13 protein-coding genes and 1 tRNA gene are annotated in these 21,915 nt (G+C 42.9%); 5 read left to right on the forward strand and 9 right to left on the reverse strand.

Translation table 11 applies throughout. The annotated features are described in order from the left end of the window. Window position 1: 1 nt before the first annotated feature. Window positions 2-1,960 carry a heavy metal translocating P-type ATPase gene (locus K8P02_RS19705; RefSeq protein WP_223381733.1) on the reverse strand — a complete coding sequence of 653 codons (1,959 nt, stop codon included), beginning with the start codon at window positions 1,958-1,960 and terminating at the stop codon, window positions 2-4. 480 nt (window positions 1,961-2,440) lie between these two features. On the opposite strand from K8P02_RS19705, the gene K8P02_RS19710 reads away from it, so the two are divergent. Together K8P02_RS19710 and K8P02_RS19715 are read left to right on the forward strand one after the other, a co-directional pair. After that, complete coding sequence (locus tag K8P02_RS19710; RefSeq protein WP_025866618.1) at window positions 2,441-4,645, forward strand: sodium-translocating pyrophosphatase; 2,205 nt, start codon at window positions 2,441-2,443, stop codon at window positions 4,643-4,645. Window positions 4,646-4,830: 185 nt separating this feature from the next. Then, entirely contained in the window at window positions 4,831-5,433 is a 603-nt protein-coding gene (locus tag K8P02_RS19715; RefSeq protein WP_025866619.1) for a ribonuclease HII, read from the forward strand. Here K8P02_RS19715 and K8P02_RS19720 read toward each other — a convergent pair. The 3 genes from K8P02_RS19720 to K8P02_RS19730 form a co-directional block, all read right to left on the reverse strand. Beyond that, window positions 5,422-6,891 carry a DUF5723 family protein gene (locus K8P02_RS19720; protein ID WP_002558756.1) on the reverse strand — a complete coding sequence of 490 codons (1,470 nt, stop codon included), beginning with the start codon at window positions 6,889-6,891 and terminating at the stop codon, window positions 5,422-5,424. The genes K8P02_RS19715 and K8P02_RS19720 overlap by 12 nt on opposite strands. Before the next feature lie 30 nt (window positions 6,892-6,921). Next, window positions 6,922-8,709: a hypothetical protein gene (locus tag K8P02_RS19725; protein WP_223381739.1), complete on the reverse strand. Its 1,788-nt coding sequence runs from the start codon at window positions 8,707-8,709 to the stop codon at window positions 6,922-6,924. Between the two features lie 307 nt (window positions 8,710-9,016). Next, window positions 9,017-9,943, reverse strand: coding sequence for a magnesium transporter CorA family protein (locus K8P02_RS19730; protein ID WP_002558759.1), 927 nt, complete (start codon window positions 9,941-9,943; stop codon window positions 9,017-9,019). Between the two features lie 264 nt (window positions 9,944-10,207). On the opposite strand from K8P02_RS19730, the gene gpmI reads away from it, so the two are divergent. Both gpmI and K8P02_RS19740 read left to right on the forward strand, forming a co-directional pair. Next, window positions 10,208-11,722, forward strand: coding sequence for a 2,3-bisphosphoglycerate-independent phosphoglycerate mutase (gpmI, locus tag K8P02_RS19735; RefSeq protein WP_002558760.1), 1,515 nt, complete (start codon window positions 10,208-10,210; stop codon window positions 11,720-11,722). Between the two features lie 119 nt (window positions 11,723-11,841). Beyond that, the gene (locus K8P02_RS19740; protein WP_002558761.1) at window positions 11,842-12,423 is read left to right on the forward strand and encodes a DUF3109 family protein; all 582 of its coding nucleotides are present in this window, start codon (window positions 11,842-11,844) and stop codon (window positions 12,421-12,423) included. 120 nt (window positions 12,424-12,543) lie between these two features. Here the strand turns inward: K8P02_RS19740 and gyrB are convergent, their stop codons facing one another. The 3 genes from gyrB to K8P02_RS19755 all read right to left on the reverse strand — a co-directional run bounded on the left by gyrB (window position 12,544) and on the right by K8P02_RS19755 (window position 15,079). Beyond that, window positions 12,544-14,511 (reverse strand): DNA topoisomerase (ATP-hydrolyzing) subunit B, encoded by a 1,968-nt coding sequence (gyrB, locus tag K8P02_RS19745; protein ID WP_002558762.1) that lies wholly within the window; start codon window positions 14,509-14,511, stop codon window positions 12,544-12,546. 202 nt (window positions 14,512-14,713) lie between these two features. After that, a complete protein-coding gene (gene rpsT / locus K8P02_RS19750; RefSeq protein WP_002558763.1) occupies window positions 14,714-14,968 on the reverse strand; it encodes a 30S ribosomal protein S20 in 255 nt (84 codons plus the stop codon). A 39-nt stretch (window positions 14,969-15,007) separates the two neighbouring features. Then, window positions 15,008-15,079 (reverse strand) — tRNA-Glu (locus K8P02_RS19755). 287 nt (window positions 15,080-15,366) lie between these two features. On the opposite strand from K8P02_RS19755, the gene recO reads away from it, so the two are divergent. Further along, window positions 15,367-16,095: a DNA repair protein RecO gene (gene recO, locus K8P02_RS19760; protein WP_002558765.1), complete on the forward strand. Its 729-nt coding sequence runs from the start codon at window positions 15,367-15,369 to the stop codon at window positions 16,093-16,095. A gap of 605 nt (window positions 16,096-16,700) precedes the next feature. On the opposite strand, the gene K8P02_RS21860 is transcribed toward recO, so the two are convergent. Further along, complete coding sequence (locus K8P02_RS21860) at window positions 16,701-20,108, reverse strand: sulfatase-like hydrolase/transferase (RefSeq protein WP_195570544.1); 3,408 nt, start codon at window positions 20,106-20,108, stop codon at window positions 16,701-16,703. Window positions 20,109-20,256: 148 nt separating this feature from the next. Further along, on the reverse strand, window positions 20,257-21,906 hold the full coding sequence (locus K8P02_RS19775; protein ID WP_002558768.1) for a RagB/SusD family nutrient uptake outer membrane protein: 1,650 nt from the start codon (window positions 21,904-21,906) through the stop codon (window positions 20,257-20,259). Between the last annotated feature and the right edge of the window lie 9 nt (window positions 21,907-21,915).

Raw genomic sequence — 21,915 nt, forward strand, 5'->3', positions numbered from 1 at the left:
ATCATTTTTTGTTTTCATTGTTCATGCCGGATGTAAACTGATCCGAAGCGCCTTGCTTCTGTATTCGTATGGCATTCAGGATAGCCAGCAAAGCTACGCCTACATCAGCAAACACAGCTTCCCACATGGTAGCCATGCCAACGGCACCCAATAGCAATACGGCTAGTTTTACACCGAAAGCGAGAATGATGTTTTGCCAGACAATCCGTCGGGTAGCACGACCGATGCGTATGGCAGTTGCTACTTTAGACGGCTGGTCGTTTTGTATCACTACATCTGCTGTCTCGATGGCTGCATCACTACCCAAGCCTCCCATAGCGATACCCACATTGCTCATTGCCAGTACAGGTGCATCATTGATACCGTCTCCTACGAAAGCAATGCGGTGGGCAGGATTGGCCTTCAGTTGTTCGATATGGGCAACCTTTCCTTCGGGTAGCAGATCGCCGTATGCCTGAGATACTCCCAATTGCGCCCCTAATTTAGAAACAATTGCTTGTTTATCGCCCGAAAGAATTTGTATATTATCAATATTTAATGCTTTCAATGCCTGGATAGCTATCTCTGCATCCTCTTTGGGAATATCGGCCAGAAGAAGATATCCGGCATATGTTCCGTTTATCGCGCAGGCTACAATGGTATCTGCCGAAACATTCAACTCTGCCGGGTAGGCAATGTTGTAGCGGGAGAGTAGACGGGGATTACCTGCCAGTACTTCGTGCCCGGCTATGATAACTCTCAGTCCATGTCCGGGTATCTCTGTTGTATCTGTGGCAGGGAGGAGTGTTACTCCCTGTCGGATCGCATATTCACCGATGGCACGTGCTATCGGATGTGTGCTTTTCTGCTCGGCAGAGGCAACGTATTGCAATAGCTCTGTATCGGAAGAGAGCACGCTCTCCACATGCTGTACTTCAAACACCCCTTTGGTGAGAGTTCCGGTCTTGTCGAAAACTACGGTGTTGACCTGAGTAATAGCATCCAGATAGTTTCCCCCTTTGAACAGGACTCCGGCGCGGGAAGCCGCTCCGATACCTCCAAAATAGCCTAAAGGGATACTGACAACGAGCGCGCAAGGGCAGGAGATAACCAGAAACACCAAACTCCGGTAAAGCCAGTCTCTGAAAACATAATCAAATGCAGGTACTCCCAATGAGTAGAGGAAGGGGAGGAGAACGATAAGTACTGCCAATCCCGTAACGATAGGGGTATATATCCGTGCAAACCGGCGTATGAATAACTCTACAGGTGCTTTCCGCTCATTGGCTTCTTGTACCATAGCAAGTATTCGGGCAAGTGCACTTTCATTAAATGGTTTGGTTACTGTAAGTCGTACTACCCGGTCGGTAGCAATCATTCCTGCAAGCACCGTCTCTCCTTTGCGGATGGTTCGAGGACGACTTTCTCCGGTTAGTGCTGCTGTATTGAAAGAGGCCTGCTCGTTTTGCATCATTCCGTCAAGAGGGACGCGTTCTCCGGCTTTTATCTCGATGGTTTCTCCTACCTTAACATTTTCGGGGTGCATTGTCTCCGGACGTTCATCACGGATGACTGTTGCTGTTTCCGGACGAACATCGAGCAGTGCTTTGATATTTCGCTGTGCATTCCCCACCGCACGATCCTGAAAAGCTTCTCCGATGGAATAGAATAGCATCACTGCCACTCCTTCGGGATACTCGCCGATACAGAATGCGCCGATGGTGGCGATGCCCATTAGCATAAATTCATTGAAGAACTCTCCGTGACGGAGTCGTCCGAAAGCCTCCCGCAATACAGGCCATCCTACGGGCAGGTAGGCTACTGTATACCATATCAGAGCACTGCCCGGCAGCGTAAACAGATTGAAATGATTGAGTATCATTCCTACTGTTAGCATGGTAAAACTGATGATAGCCGGTATATATTCGTTCTTTTTCTTTTCCGGGCTACAGCCGGAAGGGTGACAACAGTTACAGCTCATAATGATTCTATTATTGATTTCTGATGCAAAGATAGAGCATTTGCATGTGCAACTGGGTTGCAATCTTGTCAAGAGCTGATTTATTGATTCTTAACTAAAAAGCAACTATTCGGGAAGAAAGTAGCATTTACATCGCAACACAATGTCATTTGCATCGCAACATAGTATCATTTGCATCGTAACATAGTATGTAATGAACCGTAACATACCGTGTAATTTTCATTATATACCGAGGAAATACTTAAAAAATACCGAAGAAAGAAGGCATATCTTCCGTATATAAAAGAAGAAAGGAGAAAGCTGCGGCTCTCTCCTTCTAATGTAGTTTAACTGAATCTACCTTATGATTACGTTGACGAAGATACGATATAAAAAAGCTAAAGTCAAGTAATCCGACATCTTTTTTCTTTCTTTTTTATTTGCTTATCTCGTTTGGAATCAATACTTTTAGCCTTTCGTAAACCTCTAAAAATTTATTCTATGGATAGCTTGCTTTTCTGGTTGGTTCCTGCCGCCTCTGTATTGGCTCTCTGCTTTGCTTATTATTTCCATAAGCAAATGATGAAAGAGAGTGAAGGTACTCCTCAAATGATTAAAATTGCTGCTGCAGTGCGCAAAGGTGCCATGTCTTATCTGAAACAACAGTATAAGATTGTGGGATGGGTCTTTTTCGGTCTGGTAGTCCTGTTCTCTATTATGGCCTACGGTTTTCAGGTACAGAATGCCTGGGTACCTATTGCATTTCTGACCGGTGGTTTCTTCTCCGGACTTTCGGGGTTTCTTGGTATGAAGACGGCCACTTATGCTTCTGCACGTACGGCCAATGCCGCCCGTACTTCTCTAAATGCCGGGCTGAGGATCGCTTTCCGTAGTGGTGCCGTTATGGGACTGGTAGTGGTAGGCCTTGGGCTTCTTGATATATCTTTCTGGTATTTATTGTTGAACTGGGCCATTCCGGCTGATGTATTGAGCCCTACCCATAAACTTTGTATTATCACTACCACGATGCTGACTTTCGGTATGGGAGCTTCCACACAGGCATTGTTTGCCCGCGTGGGTGGCGGTATTTATACCAAAGCGGCCGATGTGGGCGCCGACCTTGTGGGGAAGGTAGAAGCAGGCATACCAGAAGATGATCCGCGAAACCCTGCCACCATTGCCGATAATGTAGGTGACAATGTAGGTGATGTGGCTGGTATGGGAGCCGATCTTTATGAGTCTTATTGTGGCTCTATCCTTGCTACCGCCGCATTGGGGGCAGCTGCCTTTATTCATACAGGTGACACCGTGATGCAGTTTAAAGCCGTTATTGCCCCGATGCTGATTGCTGCTGTGGGTATTCTGCTTTCTATTATTGGTATCTTCTCGGTGCGTACCAAAGAGAATGCCAAGATGAAAGATTTGTTGAATTCCCTTGCTTTCGGTACAAATCTGAGTTCGGTACTGATAGTAGCGGCTACTTTCTTTATCCTTTGGCTGTTACAGCTCGAAAACTGGATGTGGATTTCTTGTGCCGTCGTAGTCGGATTGGTGGTTGGTATTATCATCGGCCGTTCTACCGAATATTATACATCCCAGTCCTATCGTCCTACCCAGAAGTTGAGTGAGAGCGGTAAGACTGGTCCGGCTACAGTAATCATCTCCGGTATTGGTCTGGGGATGCTTTCTACGGCCATTCCTGTATTGGCTGTCGTAGTGGGTATTATAGCTTCTTTCCTGTTTGCTTCTGGTTTCGACTTTGATAATGTCGGTATGGGACTTTATGGCATTGGAATTGCTGCCGTAGGTATGCTCTCTACATTAGGAATAACCCTTGCTACGGATGCTTATGGACCGATTGCCGACAATGCCGGTGGGAATGCCGAAATGTCCGGCTTGGGTGAGGAGGTACGTAAGCGTACGGATGCCCTCGATTCATTGGGTAATACAACAGCTGCTACCGGTAAAGGATTTGCCATTGGCTCTGCTGCATTGACGGGGCTTGCCTTGCTTGCTTCTTATATTGAAGAGATCCGTATTGGACTGACTCGTCTGGGGACAATCGAACTGACGATGCCCAATGGCGATGTGATAGCTACTGCCAATGCTACCTTTGTGGATTTCATGAATTACTATGATGTCACTTTGATGAATCCAAAGGTACTTTCCGGTATTTTTATTGGTTCTATGATGGCTTTCCTTTTCTGTGGATTGACAATGAATGCTGTTGGTCGCGCTGCCGGGCATATGGTGGATGAAGTACGTCGTCAGTTCCGTGAGATAAAAGGTATCCTGACCGGAGAGGCAGAACCCGATTACGAACGTTGTGTGGCTATCTCCACCAAAGGTGCTCAGCGTGAAATGGTTATTCCTTCACTTATAGCCATTATTGCTCCTATTCTTACCGGAGTCATTTTTGGAGTGACGGGAGTTGTTGGTTTACTTATCGGTGGTCTGAGCAGTGGTTTCGTACTTGCTATTTTTATGGCTAATGCCGGTGGCGCCTGGGATAATGCAAAGAAATATGTAGAGGAAGGCAATTTAGGTGGCAAAGGCGGCGAAGTACACAAAGCAACTGTTGTGGGCGATACCGTTGGTGATCCGTTTAAAGATACATCTGGTCCGAGTTTGAATATCCTGATAAAGCTTATGAGCATGGTTGCCATTGTTATGGCAGGTCTGACTGTTGCCTGGAGCTTGTTTTAGTTGAAAATTGAAAGTTGAAAATTACTATGCAGCGTTATAGCGCAGCCAATTTTCAACTTTCAACTAAATAATTATCTTTGTGCCGTTTTAGTGTAAGGATGATTATGCTATTAGTTGAAAGTTGCTACGTAGTATAATCGCGCAGCCAATTTTCAACTTTCAATTTTCAACTAAATAAAGCGATTATGCTATTACCTTATTTGAATGAAGGTCTTGTGGAGGCCGGTTGTGATGAAGCTGGGCGTGGTTGTTTGGCCGGTTCTGTTTATGCTGCCGCCGTTATTCTTCCGGTAGATTTTAAGAATGAACTCTTGAATGATTCCAAACAGCTCACCGAAAAACAACGTTATGCTTTGCGTGAGGTTATTGAGCGGGAAGCTGTTGCCTGGGCTGTTGGGATTGTATCTCCTGAAGAGATAGACGAGATAAACATTCTGAATGCTTCTTTTCTTGCCATGCATCGTGCGGTAGATCAACTCAAGGTACGCCCGGAACATCTTCTTATCGATGGTAATCGTTTTAAAAAGTATACTGATATACCTCATACAACGGTGATAAAAGGGGACGGGAAGTATCTGTCCATTGCTGCTGCTTCTATCCTGGCGAAAACTTATCGTGATGATTGTATGAACCGGTTGCATGAAGAATTTCCTTATTATGATTGGGATCATAACAAAGGATATCCCACAAAAAAACACCGTGCAGCTATTGCCGAACACGGTGTTTCTCCTTATCATCGGATGACCTTCAACCTGTTGGGTGACGGTCAGTTATCCTTAGAATTCTGATATTGTAGTTGTTGTTACCACTTTTTTGGCCTTCTTCTTTCCCCAGGTAATGTTGAATCCCATACTTACGTTTGCATTAGCATTGCCTACCGGAACATATTGTGGGGTTACTTTGGTTATCATGTGGTCTGTTCCAATGAAGAAGTTGAAACCACTCGGGTGGAAATTCAGTACCCATCCTAATGACGAACCGAAACTGCTTATTGCATAGTTTACAGAAGCCTCAAACCATCTTACCGGGGCTACATTGGCTGAAAGACGTGCTTCCGACCATGTGAAAGGCTTATTGAAATGTGTGGATGAAAGTAAACCGAATTTCAGATTCTTATAATAAGGAAGCACGTATTCGGCACCGATATTCATCGTAGTAGCCAGTTTGGTGGTACGGCTCTTAACTGTTCCATCATCATAGAACTTGATAAATTCTTCAAACTGATCTCCTAAGTTATCCAATTCGTCGTCGATGTCTCCCGGTTCACCTTCTCCCGGTTTTACTGCGATTGGGTTTTCGAATCCTTTAAAAGTGTAATTATGTTGCATTTTAGCTTTCAAACCGTTATTCCATTTGATGAAGCCGAGGTCAAGTAGAGCAGCCGAAAGGGTAAGTCCTTCTACATAATCGTCCATTTTGTATACAGCTCCCAAATCAAATCCAACTCCGTAACCACCTATACCGGGACCATCGATATCAAAACCGTCAATTTCTCCGGGTTTACCGTGTTCGTCGGGTTCTTTACTTTCAAAGTAACCACCCTTTAATGAACCTTCTACCTGGCCTTCGGCATCTATGAGCCATTCATCCTGTCCCATTGTGATGTCCATTCTCTTGATTTTTGCTTCTGCATTAGCACCTCCTACCAGGAATTTAACTTTAGCACCTATTGTCAGGCGATCTTTAATGATCTCATGAGAATGTCCTAAAGCTACTTCTGCATAATTGTTGGAACGTACTGTGAGATCTTTTACTCTATAATGAGTTCCACCTTCGTCGCTCATCCCTGTTTTCATAAAGTCAAAAAGTCCGTATGGTAGGTTGACGGAGGTATTAGAACGGAATGCAATCTCAAATGTATTGAAACCTCCGAAACCACGGAAACCAAATGCAATAATAGGCATACGAAGATTTACGCTGAGATGGTTGTTAGTATGCAGGTTACTCAGAAACTCTTGACTGCCAACAGTCGGATTCATAAACGTTGTCAGTTTATATCCGTTCTGATTATATTTATAAAGGAAGTCATTCACTCCGACATTACCCTGAAGACCTACATTGAAATTACCTAATACGAAGAAGGGTAAATTGATGTAATTACTTTCATTCATAAATGCCGGGTTGAGCTGATGACGGTAAGTCATGCCTTCCATGAAATAGCTTGAGTTGAGGCTTTGTGCCCCTACGCCTGTAGTACAGAGAATAAAGAGTGAAGCCAGTGTGGCTTTTAATTTATAGTGTTTCATTGTTCTATTCGTTTTTTTGATACATCTAAATTAGTTCAAATCTATAATTACACCATTGGGTACTTTCAGGCGTACATTCTTCAATTGCAACGTCTGGTTTTCGTTCAGTTGTTGTCCCTCTGCATCTTCTGCTGATGCTGCTACGATTTCGAAAGCAAGTCCGTCCAGTCTTTTGACAGCTCCGGAAGTCGTTTCTTTTATTTCAATGACTAATGTACTTTCAGCGGCTGTATTATTCTTACCGGCTTTGATGGTACCGTCTTTTTTACCATCAACTATTACTGTGATAGTTACACCTTTCAGTTCTTCTGCCTTTCCTTGATTATCTACTGTCAGTACTTTAGCTGTGAGGTTCAATCCTAACGGGATTGTGTTGAAAGCAGTAGCGGTAGCGTTCACCTGTTGTATTTCGTAGTCTTTCAAGTCGTCATACCAACCGTCTACACTGTCTTTGTAAACAATCGTTGTGATGTTTTTACCAAATACGAAAGGTACATTCACGTCATAATCGGTCGTAATATTGTAAGTGCGCCCCAATTCGACAGTAGTTTCGTCGGTAGTAGCGTCAGCATTTACTTCAAACTCAAATATATCAGGAATTCTGTCGATCAGTCTGGGCAAATCTGTCACTATTACATGAGTCACTCCTTCTTTTGCGGGGTCGAATGGTGACAGACAGAACTCTTGTTCTTTCTCTTTCTCCAGTTTAAAGGCGAATTTAACAGGATTATTTTCCGAATCTCCTACAGCTTCTCTACCTCCTCCTTCTTTGTTTATAAAAGACTTGATTGTACCATTTACATTTGCTGCAACCGGAGTATTGTTTTTAGCCATGAAGAATACCATCGGATTCCGTACGGACAACTTTACTTTCTCGTCATCCAGAAAGTCGGGCAGTCCCGACAGCATAACCGGATCAATGTTGATATCTATTTTTGGTTGTACAACACCTGTCACTGACTTTATGCTGATAATAGGTTGTTTGGACTGTTTGTCCTGTAGTGTGATTTCCACTGTCAGATTGATACTAACGGGGCCTTCAACTCCTTGTTGTACATCACCGGTATTGATACTGACTTCTCCTTCCAGAGAGATAGTTCCTTTCATCAGAAGTTGAGAATATTCATCGCCTTTGATAAACGTGACTCCTTCTTGATTATTACAGTTAATTCCGTCAACGGGGATTGTAATTGTCAGTCCATTTGCGGCGGTAGCTTCTTCTCTTGTCAGGTGTAATACTCCATTTGTGAGTCTCGGTGAATTGATAAACTTCGGGAAGCTTAGTTCAACAGTCTTTAAAGTGAGTTTACTGATGATTCCTGCCGGTATAGAAAAGTGAATCACAGCTTCCATATCCATATCGATAGAAGAGAGACTTGTGATATCTGTCGGAAGGTTTTCACCCTTCAATTCGAAATTTGTACTCTCTATTGGAAGTGGTGCTGAGATATCAGTTGCGGGAAGACCAGTCAAAGATGGTATAGTAAAGTTTAATTCTGGTCTTATCGGGGTGATATCAGGGGCTTCTACCTGAAAGCCATTTACTGAGATGTCTGTGTTACTTTCCGATCCTTCCTGCAACAGATAATAATTGCCTTCATTGTCGGTCTTTACAACGCCATTTTCTTCAATATCCAGTATCTTACTTAATTTTATCGGCTCAGTTTCTCCTCCGGGAATAGCGAATTCGCTTCCACCCACTTGAATGGTTAAGTCGATGTCTTTAGTAAGATCATAATCGTTATCCACACAAGAGGATAGCGTGAGTAATGAGGCCATGAGGGCACATGAGCCGAGTTTTAAGTGTTTTTTCTTCATAATGCATTCCTTTTTAACACGATAGTAGTACTTTTTGCAAAAATAAACAAATAAATCAAACGGCACAAACTTTGTGCAAGAAATGCATCTTGCAGATATTCTTTGTTTTACAACAAAAAGAACACTTAAGCGGCTATTTAAACCACTTAAGCATTCTTTCTGTCTGTTTGGACCTGATTTGATTAAAAATGGAAAATTGAACGTTGGAAATGAAAAAAGTTATTTAATGAAAAGTTGAAAGTTGTTGCCCTGTCACGCTACATAGTACTTCTCCCTTCTCCACTCTCCCTTCTTCTTACCCCTTCTCTTAGAACCATTTAATCTTTTTGAATATGATGAACGCCATTGCAGAAAGCACTACTGAAGATAATACGATTAATGCAAAAGCGTGTGGCACTTCATCAATGTGTATATCTACATTCATTCCATAGAAACTGGCAATCAGTGTAGGTATCATCAATGTAATAGACAGGCTTGTCATGCGTTTCATGATCGCATTCACATTGTTGGAAATGATAGAGGCAAATGCATCCATGGTTCCCGTAAGGATATCACTATAGATATTCACGGTATTGAATGCTTGCTTTAATTCGATTATAACATCTTCCACTAATTCCTGGTCCAGATAGTCAGTATCCTGAAAAATACTTTTCAGTTTACCTATCATCACCTCATTACCACGAATAGAGGTGTTGAAGTAAACGAGTGTTTTCTGTAATTTCATCAGGCGCAGAAGATCTTCGTTGCGGATGCTTTTTTCCAGCTCTTTTTCTGCTGCGGTGATATCAACATTAATTTGTTTCAGGTATTTCAGAAACCATACTGCCGATGAATAGATAAGCCGTAAAATCAAGTCTAATTTATTGCGTACTATGATCCCTTTACGGCGGGTATGTTCAATAAAATCCGGTAGTAATTCCGTGTTGTGATAACATACGGAAACAATGATTTCATTGTTGGTAATGATGCCAATGGGGACGGTGCTGAATGGGATACCGTTCTGATTACTTTGTACGGGTATACGAAGAATAGTCAATAACCAATTCCCCTCCGTATCTGTACGAGGACGTTCGTCGGTATCGGCTATATCATTTAAAAAAGATTCCGGGACTTGTAATTCCTGAGTCAGAAACTCAAAATCATTTGCATCGGGGCATACTACGTTCACCCAGCTATTGGGTAGCCATTGTGATTTTTCCACAAAGCCAGCCTCACAATAAAGATATTTTCTCATCTTATTGCCTCCTTTCGTTTGTTTTTAATCCGAACAGAGGCATCATGACGCTTGTATGGCTCTGTTCGCTTTTAGTTAATACTGTTGTACGTTCGCGGGTTTGAATCGTCCATATTTATATTCTTAATATTTTTAAAAGCGGAGCAAAAGTACGGAATATTTCTTATAAGAGTGCACCTTATTCTCCTTTTTTGTGATTAAAATAATCTTTTTCGTACCTTTGCACCCGAATTAAAGAAAGCCAATTAATTAATTTTAAATATTATGAGTAAGAAAGCCCTTTTAATGATCCTTGATGGTTGGGGAATAGGCGACCACGGAAAAGATGACGTAATTTTTAATACTCCCACTCCTTATTGGGATTATTTGCTAAAAACGTATCCTCATTCTCAGCTTCAGGCAAGTGGTGAGAACGTGGGTTTGCCCGATGGACAGATGGGTAACTCAGAAGTAGGACACCTTAATATTGGTGCCGGACGGGTGGTTTACCAGGATTTGGTAAAAATCAATCTGGCATGTCGTGATAACAGCATCATGAAGAACCCCGAAATTGTTTCTGCTTTTACTTATGCTAAAGAAAACGGAAAGAATATTCATTTCATGGGATTGACTTCTGATGGTGGTGTACACAGTTCATTGGATCATCTGTATAAGCTTTGTGATATATCCAAAGAATATGGTGTTGAGAATACATACATTCATTGTTTCATGGATGGCCGTGATACAGATCCGAAGAGCGGTAAAGGATTTATTGAACAGTTGGAAGCGCATTGTGCAAAATCAGCCGGTAAGATTGCTTCTATCATTGGTCGCTATTATGCAATGGATCGCGATAAACGTTGGGAACGTGTGAAAGAAGCATATGATTTGCTGGTAAACGGTATTGGTGCAAAAGCTACAGATATGGTTCAGGCAATGCAGCAATCTTATGATGAAGGTATTACTGACGAATTTATAAAGCCGATTGTTAATGCGAATGTGGATGGTACAATTAAAGAAGGCGATGTTGTTATCTTCTTTAATTATCGTAATGACCGCGCGAAAGAGCTGACTGTAGTACTGACTCAGCAGGATATGCCGGAAGCAGGTATGCATACTATTCCGGGGTTGCAGTATTATTGTATGACTCCATATGACGCTTCTTTTAAAGGTGTTCATATCTTGTTCGATAAAGAAAATGTAATGAATACCTTGGGTGAATATCTGGCTGCCAAAGGTTTGCAACAGCTTCATATTGCCGAAACAGAGAAATATGCACATGTAACATTCTTCTTTAACGGTGGACGTGAGACTCCATATAATAATGAAGACCGTATCTTGGTTCCGTCTCCCAAAGTGGCTACTTATGACTTGAAGCCGGAGATGAGTGCTTACGAAGTGAAAGATAAACTGGTGGCCGCCATCAACGAGAATAAATATGATTTTATCGTTGTGAACTATGCCAATGGTGATATGGTAGGCCATACCGGTATTTATGATGCAATTGAGAAAGCGGTTGTTGCTGTAGATGCTTGTGTAAAAGAAACAATTGAAGCAGCTAAGGCGCAGGGCTATGAAGCTATCATTATTGCTGATCATGGTAATGCCGATCACGCTTTGAATGAAGATGGTACTCCGAATACAGCACACTCTTTGAACCCGGTTCCTTGTGTGTATGTTACAGAAAATAAGGATGCTAAAGTAGAGAATGGCCGTCTTGCTGATGTTGCTCCTACAATCCTGAAGATTATGGGACTTGAAGCACCGGCAGAGATGAATGGTAACGTACTGATTAAGTAATATATAATTTATGATAGAGACGCACTGCATGCGTCTTGTAGCTTTGCAAACACGAATGAAATGTTTATAAGGGTACAAGGTGTATTCAATGCGTCTCTGTTTTTTAATAGATTGAGTGGATGATTCAAGTAGGAGATGTTGTAGTAAGTTTAGATGTGTTTCGCGAAAAATTCATTTGCAACCTAAAGGCTTGTAAAGGCGAATGTTGCATCGAAGGAGATGCGGGTGCTCCGGTAGAACTCGATGAGATAGCAAAGCTGGAAGAGGTACTTCCTGTGATTTGGGAGGAGCTTTCTCCGGAGGCTCGTGCCATTATTGACAAACAAGGGGTGGTGTATACTGACCAAGAGGGAGATATTGTGACTTCTATTGTAAACAATAAGGATTGTGTGTTTACTTGTTACGATGAAAAAGGTTATTGTTATTGTGCCATTGAAAAAGCTTACCGCGAAGGGAAAGTGAATTTCTACAAACCTGTGTCTTGTCATCTGTATCCTATTCGTGTAGGCGACTATGGTCCTTATAAAGCTGTTAATTACAACCGTTGGGATATTTGTAAGGCAGCCGTGTTGTTGGGGAAGAAAGAAGATGTACCCGTATATAAATTTCTGAAAGAACCACTTATTCGTAAATTCGGAGAAGAGTGGTACCGGGAGTTGGAAGTTACTGCCGAAGAATTAAAGAAACAACATTTTATTTGATTGGAACAAGGCGGTATTCCAGCCTTTCTTCTTAAAAAGAAAAGCGCCGGTACAGAGGATTTTCCTTTGTTTCCCGGCGCTTCTTCGTTGTAAGATGTGAGGTTGGTAAATAATTACGTATTATGCATCGATATTTGCATACGTTGCATTCTCTTCAATGAATTCGCGGCGCGGTCCTACATCTTCACCCATTAACATGGAGAAAATGAAATCAGCTTCTGCTGCGTTTTCAATATTTACTTGTTTTAGCATGCGGTTCTCCGGATCCATCGTTGTTTCCCACAACTGCTGGGCGTTCATTTCACCCAAACCTTTATAACGTTGTGTATGAACAGCATTTTCAGAACCACCACCGTAGGTGTCAATAAATGCCTGGCGTTGCGCATCCGTCCAGCAATATTCTTCTACTTTACCTTTTTTACACAAGTAAAGTGGAGGTGTAGCAATATACAGATAGCCATTCTGAATGATCTGCGGCATATAGCGGAAGAAGAAGGTCATGATCAGTGTGTCGATGTGAGAACCATCGACGTCGGCATCGGTCATGATAATAATCTTATGATAACGCAACTTATCGATATTGGCTGCTTTGCTGTCTTCTTCTGTACCGATGGTAACGCCTAACGCTGTATATATGTTACGGATCTCTTCGCTTTCAAGTGCTTTGTGATACATGGCTTTCTCTACATTCAAAATCTTACCACGTAATGGTAAGATGGCCTGAAATGCACGGTTACGACCTTGTTTTGCCGTACCACCGGCTGAGTCTCCCTCGACGAGGAATAGTTCGCATTTTTGCGGATCCTTATCTGAACAGTCGGCAAGTTTACCCGGAAGTCCACCACCGGACATTGGAGATTTGCGTTGCACCATTTCACGTGCTTTACGGGCAGCGTGACGAGCTGTTGCAGCAAGTACCACCTTATCAACAATCAGTTTGGCTTCTTTAGGATGCTCTTCCAGATAGTAAGCCAATGCTTCACCTACTGCCTGATCTACGGCTCCCATTACTTCGTTGTTGCCTAACTTCGTTTTAGTTTGTCCTTCAAACTGAGGTTCGGCTACTTTGACTGAGATAACGGCAGTCAGGCCTTCGCGGAAGTCATCACCGGAGATTTCTACCTTTACCTTTTCCAGCATTTTGCTGTCTTCGGCATATTTCTTTAGAGTACGTGTAAGTGCACGGCGGAAACCGGCCAGATGCGTACCGCCTTCTATGGTATTAATGTTATTTACATAAGAGTGAACGTTCTCCGAGAATCCGGTATTATACATGATAGCCAATTCAATGGGGATACCTTGTTTTTCTGTGTTCAGGTAGATTACATCATTGATCAGGTGATCACGTGAGGATTCCAGATAACGAACAAATTCCTTCAAACCCTCTTCTGAGTAGAATATTTCTTGTTTGAATTTGCCTTCATCATTAACTACACGACGATCTGTTAACGTGATTTTAATTCCTGCATTTAAGTAAGCAAGTTCACGCATACGTCCAGCCAGAATCTCATACTTATAGACTGTTTCGGTGAAGATTGTATTGTCCGGCCAGAACTGTTGCCTTGTTCCGGTATGTTCGGATTCGCCTACTTCCTTTACAGGATAAAGTGGCTTTCCTATTTCATATTCCTGCTGATAGATTTTACCATTACGGTAAACCTGACTGATCATGTGGGTAGACAGTGCATTTACACAAGACATACCTACACCGTGCAGACCACCTGAAACTTTATAGGAACCTTTATCAAACTTTCCTCCTGCATGAAGTACCGTCATAGCTACTTCTAATGCAGATTTTTGTTCTTTCTCGTGGAAGTCTACAGGAATACCACGTCCATTGTCCTGTACAGTAATTGAATTATCTTCGTTGATTGTGACTTCAATGTGGTCGCAATAACCTGCTAACGCTTCGTCGATAGAGTTATCAACGATTTCATATACCAAGTGATGAAGTCCCTTTACACTGATGTCGCCGATGTACATCGCGGGGCGCTTGCGTACAGCTTCCAGACCTTCTAAGACCTGAATACTGTCGGCTGAATACGATCCGTTGTCCTGGGGAACTTGGGAGAATAAGTCTTCGCTCATAATTGCCTTTCTAAGTTATAATAACAGAGCAAAAATAGCAAAAAAAAATGGATTGAGGAAGAATAAAGGGTGAAAAAACACGAATACTGGTAAGTAGTGGAAAAGAAGAAGATACTACCTGAATAAATAGATCCTAACGCACAAAAGACCGAACTAAAAAGTTCAGTCTCAGTGTTGTATGAAGTAGTGCTAATTTCTTATATTAAGCAAGCTTATTAATGTAGATAGCCAATTTTGACTTCAAGTTGCTGGCTTTGTTCTTGTGAATAATATTCACTTTAGCCAACTTATCAAGCATCTTGGTGATACCTGGATACATAGCAGCTGCTTCTGCTTTGTCAGTAGTCGAACGAAGTTTTCTAACAGCATTTCTCATGGTTTTGCCATAATATCTGTTATGAAGTCTTCTTGTTTCTTCTTGTCTGATTCTCTTTAGTGATGATTTGTGATTTGCCATCTCGACTAATCTGTTTTAATTCGTTTATTTTTTTAATTGTAGCCCGTGGGGGAGTCGAACCCCCCTTTCAAGAATGAAAATCTTGCGTCCTAACCGATAGACGAACGGGCCATCATTTCTTTGAAGCGTTTCCGTTTCTTTTGCTTTTCGAGTGTTTGTTTCTCGATTGCGGATGCAAAGGTAGATACTTTTTTTGAATTAGCAAATGTTTCGCAAGATTTTTTTTATAAAAAGTTACCCTATTCCTTATGTTATACCTGGCTTTCTTCTGATTATCAGTGAAATAATGTAGCAAAAAAAATGTCACATAGAAACTCTTTTTTTTAGGTAGTAGGAGAAGAGTTACTAACATTCCGCTTTTTTTTGTAGTTTTGTATTGGATTAGAATTAGAAGAGAAATGTTACAAAAAACGGTTGGGATAGTTCTTCATACGCTGAAATATAACGATACATCTAATATCGTTGAGATGTATACTGAGCTGTTGGGACGTGCCTCTTTTTTAGTTTCGGTACCACGTTCGAGAAAAGCGGCAGTAAAGTCCGTATTGTTTCAACCACTTTCTTTGATAGAGTTTGAGGCAGATTACCGCCCCAATGCTACTCTTTATAAGATAAAAGAGGCAAAATCCTTTTTTCCTTTCTCTTCAATTCCTTACGATCCATATAAGTCAGCTATCGCTCTTTTTCTGGCGGAATTTCTTTACCGTGCCATTCGTGAGGAAGCGGAAAACCGTCCGTTGTTTGCTTATCTGATTCACTCCATTACCTGGCTGGATGAATGCCGGGAGAGTTTTGCCAATTTCCATTTGGTGTTTTTAATGCGTCTTTCCCGCTTTTTGGGGTTATATCCCAATCTGGAGGATTATCATGAAGGGGATTATTTTGATATGTTGAATGCTTGTTTTACTTCGCTTCGTCCGCAGTTGCATTCGTCGTATATTGGTCCGCAGGAGGCATTTCGTCTTATTGGTTTGATGCGAATGAATTATGATACGATGCATATTTTCGGTATGAACCGTACAGAACGGGCACGTTGCCTCACCATTATTAATGAGTATTATCGGTTGCACTTACCCGATTTTCCGCTATTGAAATCTTTAGATGTGCTGAAAGAGTTATTCGACTAGTTGCTTCGTCTCTATGCCCTCTGCGGTGAGCTGATTTATTATTAATCAGTTTTACGCTAAATGTTGTCTGCCATTACCATCTATTTATCTCTCCGGTATCGATAAAGCCCTATCTCGTAGAGTGACGTAGGAAGCCTCGGTGTGTAGCGTTGTTTTACATGTACATGTAAAGCAGTACGACATGTGCATGTGGTGCAGTACGACATGTACATGTGGTACAGTGAGACATGTACATGTAAAACAAGACTGCTCACTGGGGAAAGGAACGTTCCTTTCTGAGAAAGACAAAGTACAACACCGGATAACGGTGGCGATGCCGTTTAGGGGCACTTCCGCTACCGAAAAGATAGGGCCATAATCTTTGTTCTTATATGGATATGAATCTATTTCACCACAGAGTAACACGGAGTTCCACAGAGTTTAAATCTTTATTGAAACGCAGAATTAACGCAGATTTTCGCAAAGGGAAACTAAAAATGTATGATAAAGAACTACAGTCTTTTAATCTGCGTTTGTCTGTGTTAATCCGCGTTTTATCAGATAAATAGTACTCTGTGGAACTCTGTGCTACTCTGTGGTGAACTGATTCGCATAAGTAGGGATTTTTAAGGCGCCGTGGTACGGATACTTATTTCTACTTCCCCTTTTTCATTGGGGTGTACAATCACAGGGATAAAACAAAATCCAGGGACAGGGTTGAAAATACGTCCGTTCTCATCTGTTGGAGCGATGGTTAGCGTTTGCGGGCTATTGAGTAGTAAGACTCCTCCTTCCTTATTTACTTGAACGGAATGTTCGGTTATTCTTTCTTTTTCCTGTGGCGCGGCAATGATGGGCAACGTTAGTTGTACGCCGGCTTTTCTTAGTGATTCCGGGATAGAGCAGTGAATGCCGATCTCTTTCTCCTGGAAGATATAATCAATCTCCACAACTTCTTTTCCGACAGAAGAAAATTGCTGTTTGCTATCTACCAGATGCGTTACAATATGAAACTGATGGGTATTTCCCTTTTTCTGATAAGTTATTTTTGTGTCCAGATCGTCGAGGTTACTATACATCGTTCCATTTTCAATTAATTCTATACGAGGGCTGCCGGACATACGGTGTGGCTGTGTATAGGCCTGCATATTGGGGGCTTCAATCAGCGTGTAGAGATTCATGGTGGCAGCAAATACCGGACCGATCTGTTTGTTCCATAACATAGAAAGAACTCCTCCCATCGGATGTGTCCCTTTCACTTTGTACTCCGAATCGAATCCGGTGACGGTAGCCCGCCATTCGCCTTCACTCACCAGCCAGGTATTGATATCCTCAAAACGTTTCGCTCCATAAGCCTTATCTCGTGGGAGTGGAACGGGGGCCGGAGTAACTACCGGTTGGTTGAGAAAAGAAGCCAGTGCTTTGGCATGTCCGAAGGTATGATGAATGCAGGCTTCTACACCGCAGTCGTGATAATTCATACCTCCATGTAATAGTCCGTTGTGGGTTGCTTTTTTCAGTAAGGTGATATTGCGGTGGATGGCTTCTGCATATTCCGGATGTCGGTCGGCAAGTGTATAGTATCCTCCCATGAAACCGTCACTGGTACGTCCTCCCCAATAGGTCCATTTAAAGCTGCGTGTTCCCCAACTGTTGTCCCATGCTCCGTCGGGGAGCATAAATTCAAGATGGGTATCCATTGATTTTTCCAGGAGTGCCATTAGCTCCTTATCATCTGCCATACGGGCATAGTAAACCATATTGGGAAGTGATTCTTCTACATTATATAGAAGGTCTACCGGGAGGCAACCATTGCGTGTTTTTTTCTTTATTTCGGGACCTTCACCGAAAAGGAAATATTCATTGGTGGTGAAGAAGGCTTTTAAGTCTCCGGCCGTTTCGCGGGCACGGGCGATGAAGTCCTGCCGGTTGAATTCTGTGCCAATAGCAAAGAGGGCATAGATTGCCGAAGCGGAGTAGTTTACATTCATATTGCGCATTCCTTCACGGCGACGGCTGTAGATGAATTTATCACCATAGATAAATTCTCCGGCCTGCAAGAGTTGTTCACGCCAGGCATTACGGGTCGAGTCGTCCAGTAAATGGCCGTGATGATGTAAGGCCTCATAAAGAGCGATGGCAGCAAATACGGTTGTTCCGTTCCAATCCGACACGTTCACATCATTCATCCATGAACCATCCGGTTGATGAACATTGCCCATCCAGTGCATCAGGTTTTTGGCTGCTGTTACATATTTCTCATTACACGTTTTCTCGGCAATATACATTAAAGGTAGCACAGCATCACCACAACGCCCGTGTACACGGGCACAGGCCGGACAAAGAAGCCCTCCGTTCAATGAGGCATTTTTGTGGCTGACTTGATAGGTAAGGAGTGTTTCCACCCATTCGGCAAGTAGCTCATCGGCTTCGGCTTGTATAGAGCTGTCTTTGTATCCGGCACGTACACCGATAGCCGAAATTTTATCTCCCGGATTTACGCTGAACGGACCTGTGTAGAGGAACCAGTGGTGTTCGTTCAATCCGCGTCCGTTTATCTGGTAAGCAATGGAAGCTCCTTCGGTACTGCAAGTCAGCGTAGCCGTTCCGTTTTCTATCTTTACTTCAGGGCGGGTTACTACAGGCTGTACCCCTCCCGGGCGAAACATTTCAATGAGTTCCGGTTCGGTGTATTTCCACATCTTATTATAAGTGGATATCCAACGGTCAAATTCATCACTCAGTTCCTTTATCTTTTTCTTATATTTAGGGTCATCCGCCAGATTGTTCAGTTCATGCGGATCAGCTTGTACGTCATAGAATTCTATTTCGGGACGGGGATATTTGAACCATTTCTCCTGATCGGCATTTAGTTTTCCGGCTTCATGGAGCTCTGCCATGCGGGCCATCATAGGCATGGCGGCACGGGAGATGATGGGTAGATAGTCGGGTTGTTCAGTACGATAGTTACGTATATAGCGATAGCGCTCATCACGTACACAACCTTGTTTTTCATAGAAAGTGTCAAGGCGGTCGCGCGCACCATAGACATACTTACGCGATTTCTGCTTGTATTGACCTAAAAAAGGGCGGCCATGCATATATTCGGGTACAGGTAGTCCGGCCAGTGAAAGGATTGTTGCAGGGATATCAACAAACATATGCAATCCCCGGTCCACCGTTCCCGCTTTGTATCCGTCGGGGAAACGTATCATAAACGGCACAAGTGCTCCTGATTCGTACAGTTCTCTTTTTTGCCTGGGCATTGGACCTCCGTTGTCTGAGTACCATATAATAATTGTATTGTCCAGTTTTCCGGATGCCTTAAGCTCATCCACCAGTATCTGAAACTGACGGTCCATTTCGGTGATATTACTATAAAGAATAGCCATATCTTTGCGTACAACAGGGTCGTCCGGATAATAGGGAGGAAGAATGATATCTTCCGGCTGGACACTCAAGGGCTGGTCTGCACGTTTCATTACCTGAAACTCATGCGTCACATTGAGATTGAAGATGGAGAAGAAGGGCATCCCTTCGGGAGCATGTTTCCAATGTGCCCGATCTCCTTGTTCATCCCAGGCAGTTAGAGGAGCGGCAAACTGGTAATCTGTTTTTGAGTTATTAGTGCAGAAGTAACCTGCGGCACGCATCTGTTCCGTATAGCATTTGATACCTGCCGGAAGTACTACGTCGTATGGATGTATGCCGGCTGGTTTCGATTTGTTTTGTGCTGTACGCATATTGTTGGCACCAATGGAGGTTGGATACATCCCGGTGATAAGTGCTGCACGACTTGGAGAAGAGACTCCGATCGTGGTGTACATACCCGTGTAGCGTATACTCTCGCGGGAGAAATTATCCAGGTTGGGGGTAACGGCTACGGCGTCGCCATAACATCCCAGGTAAGGACTGATATCTTCGCAAACGATGCAGAGAATGTTTGGCTGTTCGGGCTGTTTTTGCCCGGTAGCGTTACTATGTGCCAGCGGTAAGATGAGGCCCGGCAGGGCTGATAATAACTTGTATTTCATAATTGTCAGGGATAAAAATCTGTTTCAGCTTTCCCCTTTGACCGCAGATTATACAAATCCGGAACAAAAGATAATCACACTAATTGTTATGGACTTAAGAGTTTATAGTTTGTATAAAGGTTCATACAACCTGCGGTCTGGGGTTTTATCAATATTTCGGATTCTGGGTCACGATACCCTTCGTCTCCCGTATTTCGTAAGTTGGTATCGGATATAGTTCATGTTTGCCCGCTTCAAAACGATTTCCTGCCGCCCAGGTATAGGCTTTCAGTGTACCGTCAGCTACAGCTGCTTTGAACTTCACTGCAAAATCGGCAATCGTACTACCCAATAAATTCCATCGGATAAGATCAAATCTGCGAAAACCTTCAAAGCAAAGTTCGCGTGCACGTTCCATATATAGATAATCACGAACGGTTTGCTGTGTGGGAAAGTCTGCTTTTGTGAAGTCCAGTTCTGCATTCGGAGTTGTAGGATCGGCTTCATAAGCCCGACGACGTACCTGATTCAAACATTCAATAGCCAGATCGTCCAGTTGCCCGTCGTATTCATTTACAGCTTCAGCATACATCAGCAGTATGTCAGAGTAGCGTAACAGGATGAAGTTTACATCTGTATTTTCGAGGTCTTTTGGAGAACCTGCTACCCAGTTGCGACGCCATTTGCCTGGTGCCCAGTTATAACTCTCGTTGAGGGGAACTGCGATTACTTTATCATTCTTGTCTATTTTAAATGTAGCAATAGCGGTTGAGAGGCGTGGATCATCTTCATCAAAGTAATTATAGAAGATGTGAGTGGTTTTGATAAATGAATTTCCCAACCCATAAGAAGAGTTTCTGTCAATCTCAGGTGAGTTGTATGAACCGATTTTACCGGTATGTTCCGTACCTCCTGTCGGGTTATAGAACTGTACTTCGTACATCACCTCTTTGGGTTCCAGTTTATACTCACATACATTGCGGAATACCCGTTCATAACTTGGATTTAGTGAGTGGTGATGCGAAGTGATCAGTTCGCTGCAAACTTCTTTGGCCCGTTTGTAATACTCTTTGTAATTGTCCGGGCGTTTCATCTTTCCATCCTGGTGCAAGGAGTATCCGGCACGAAAGAGATAAGCACGTGCCAGTAATCCCATAGCCGCTCCTTTGGAAGGACGCCCCGTATAAGAAACTTCGTCATGCCAGGGTAGGTCGGCAACAGCAGCTGTCATATCCTCTATAATCTGGTCATATACCTTTTCACGATCAGTGCGGGGGATCAGGAAGTTTTCGCTCTTTTTGGATGAGGTTAGTTTCATCGGTACATCGCCCCACATGCGTACAAGGTCAAAGTAACAAAGTCCACGCAGAAGGCGAGCCTCAGCAATCAGGCGTTTGAAAGTAGCTTTACTTGCTTCATCCGGTAATTCCACTTTATCTTTATTGTCCATGATACGGTTCACACGGTCAATACCTGTATAATAAAGCCCCCATGATTCTTCCAGCCAGGTATGTGCGGCATAGATATTATAGTGGCCTATATCCCGTGCAGCTTGTCCTGTACCCGAACCCTTGATATGGCTCAGGTCGGTATCGCAATCGTTGACGAGCATAAAATGTCCGTAAGTCATCTTTTCACTCAGCACTTCATAAGCTCCGTTTACGGCAAGTTCTAATTCGGTGTTATTGGTATAAAAGTCAGCTTCGTCAATGAAATCATATTTCTTTTCTGAAAGGAAATCTTCGCAAGAAGTGAATATGCCCATACCCAAAACAATAAGTGGCAGGGTTACTATATGCTTGATCGTTGTTGTTCTCATAATACTTGT

The sequence above is a fragment of the Bacteroides nordii genome, from assembly GCF_019930665.1.
Classification (GTDB): Bacteria; Bacteroidota; Bacteroidia; order Bacteroidales; family Bacteroidaceae; genus Bacteroides; species Bacteroides nordii.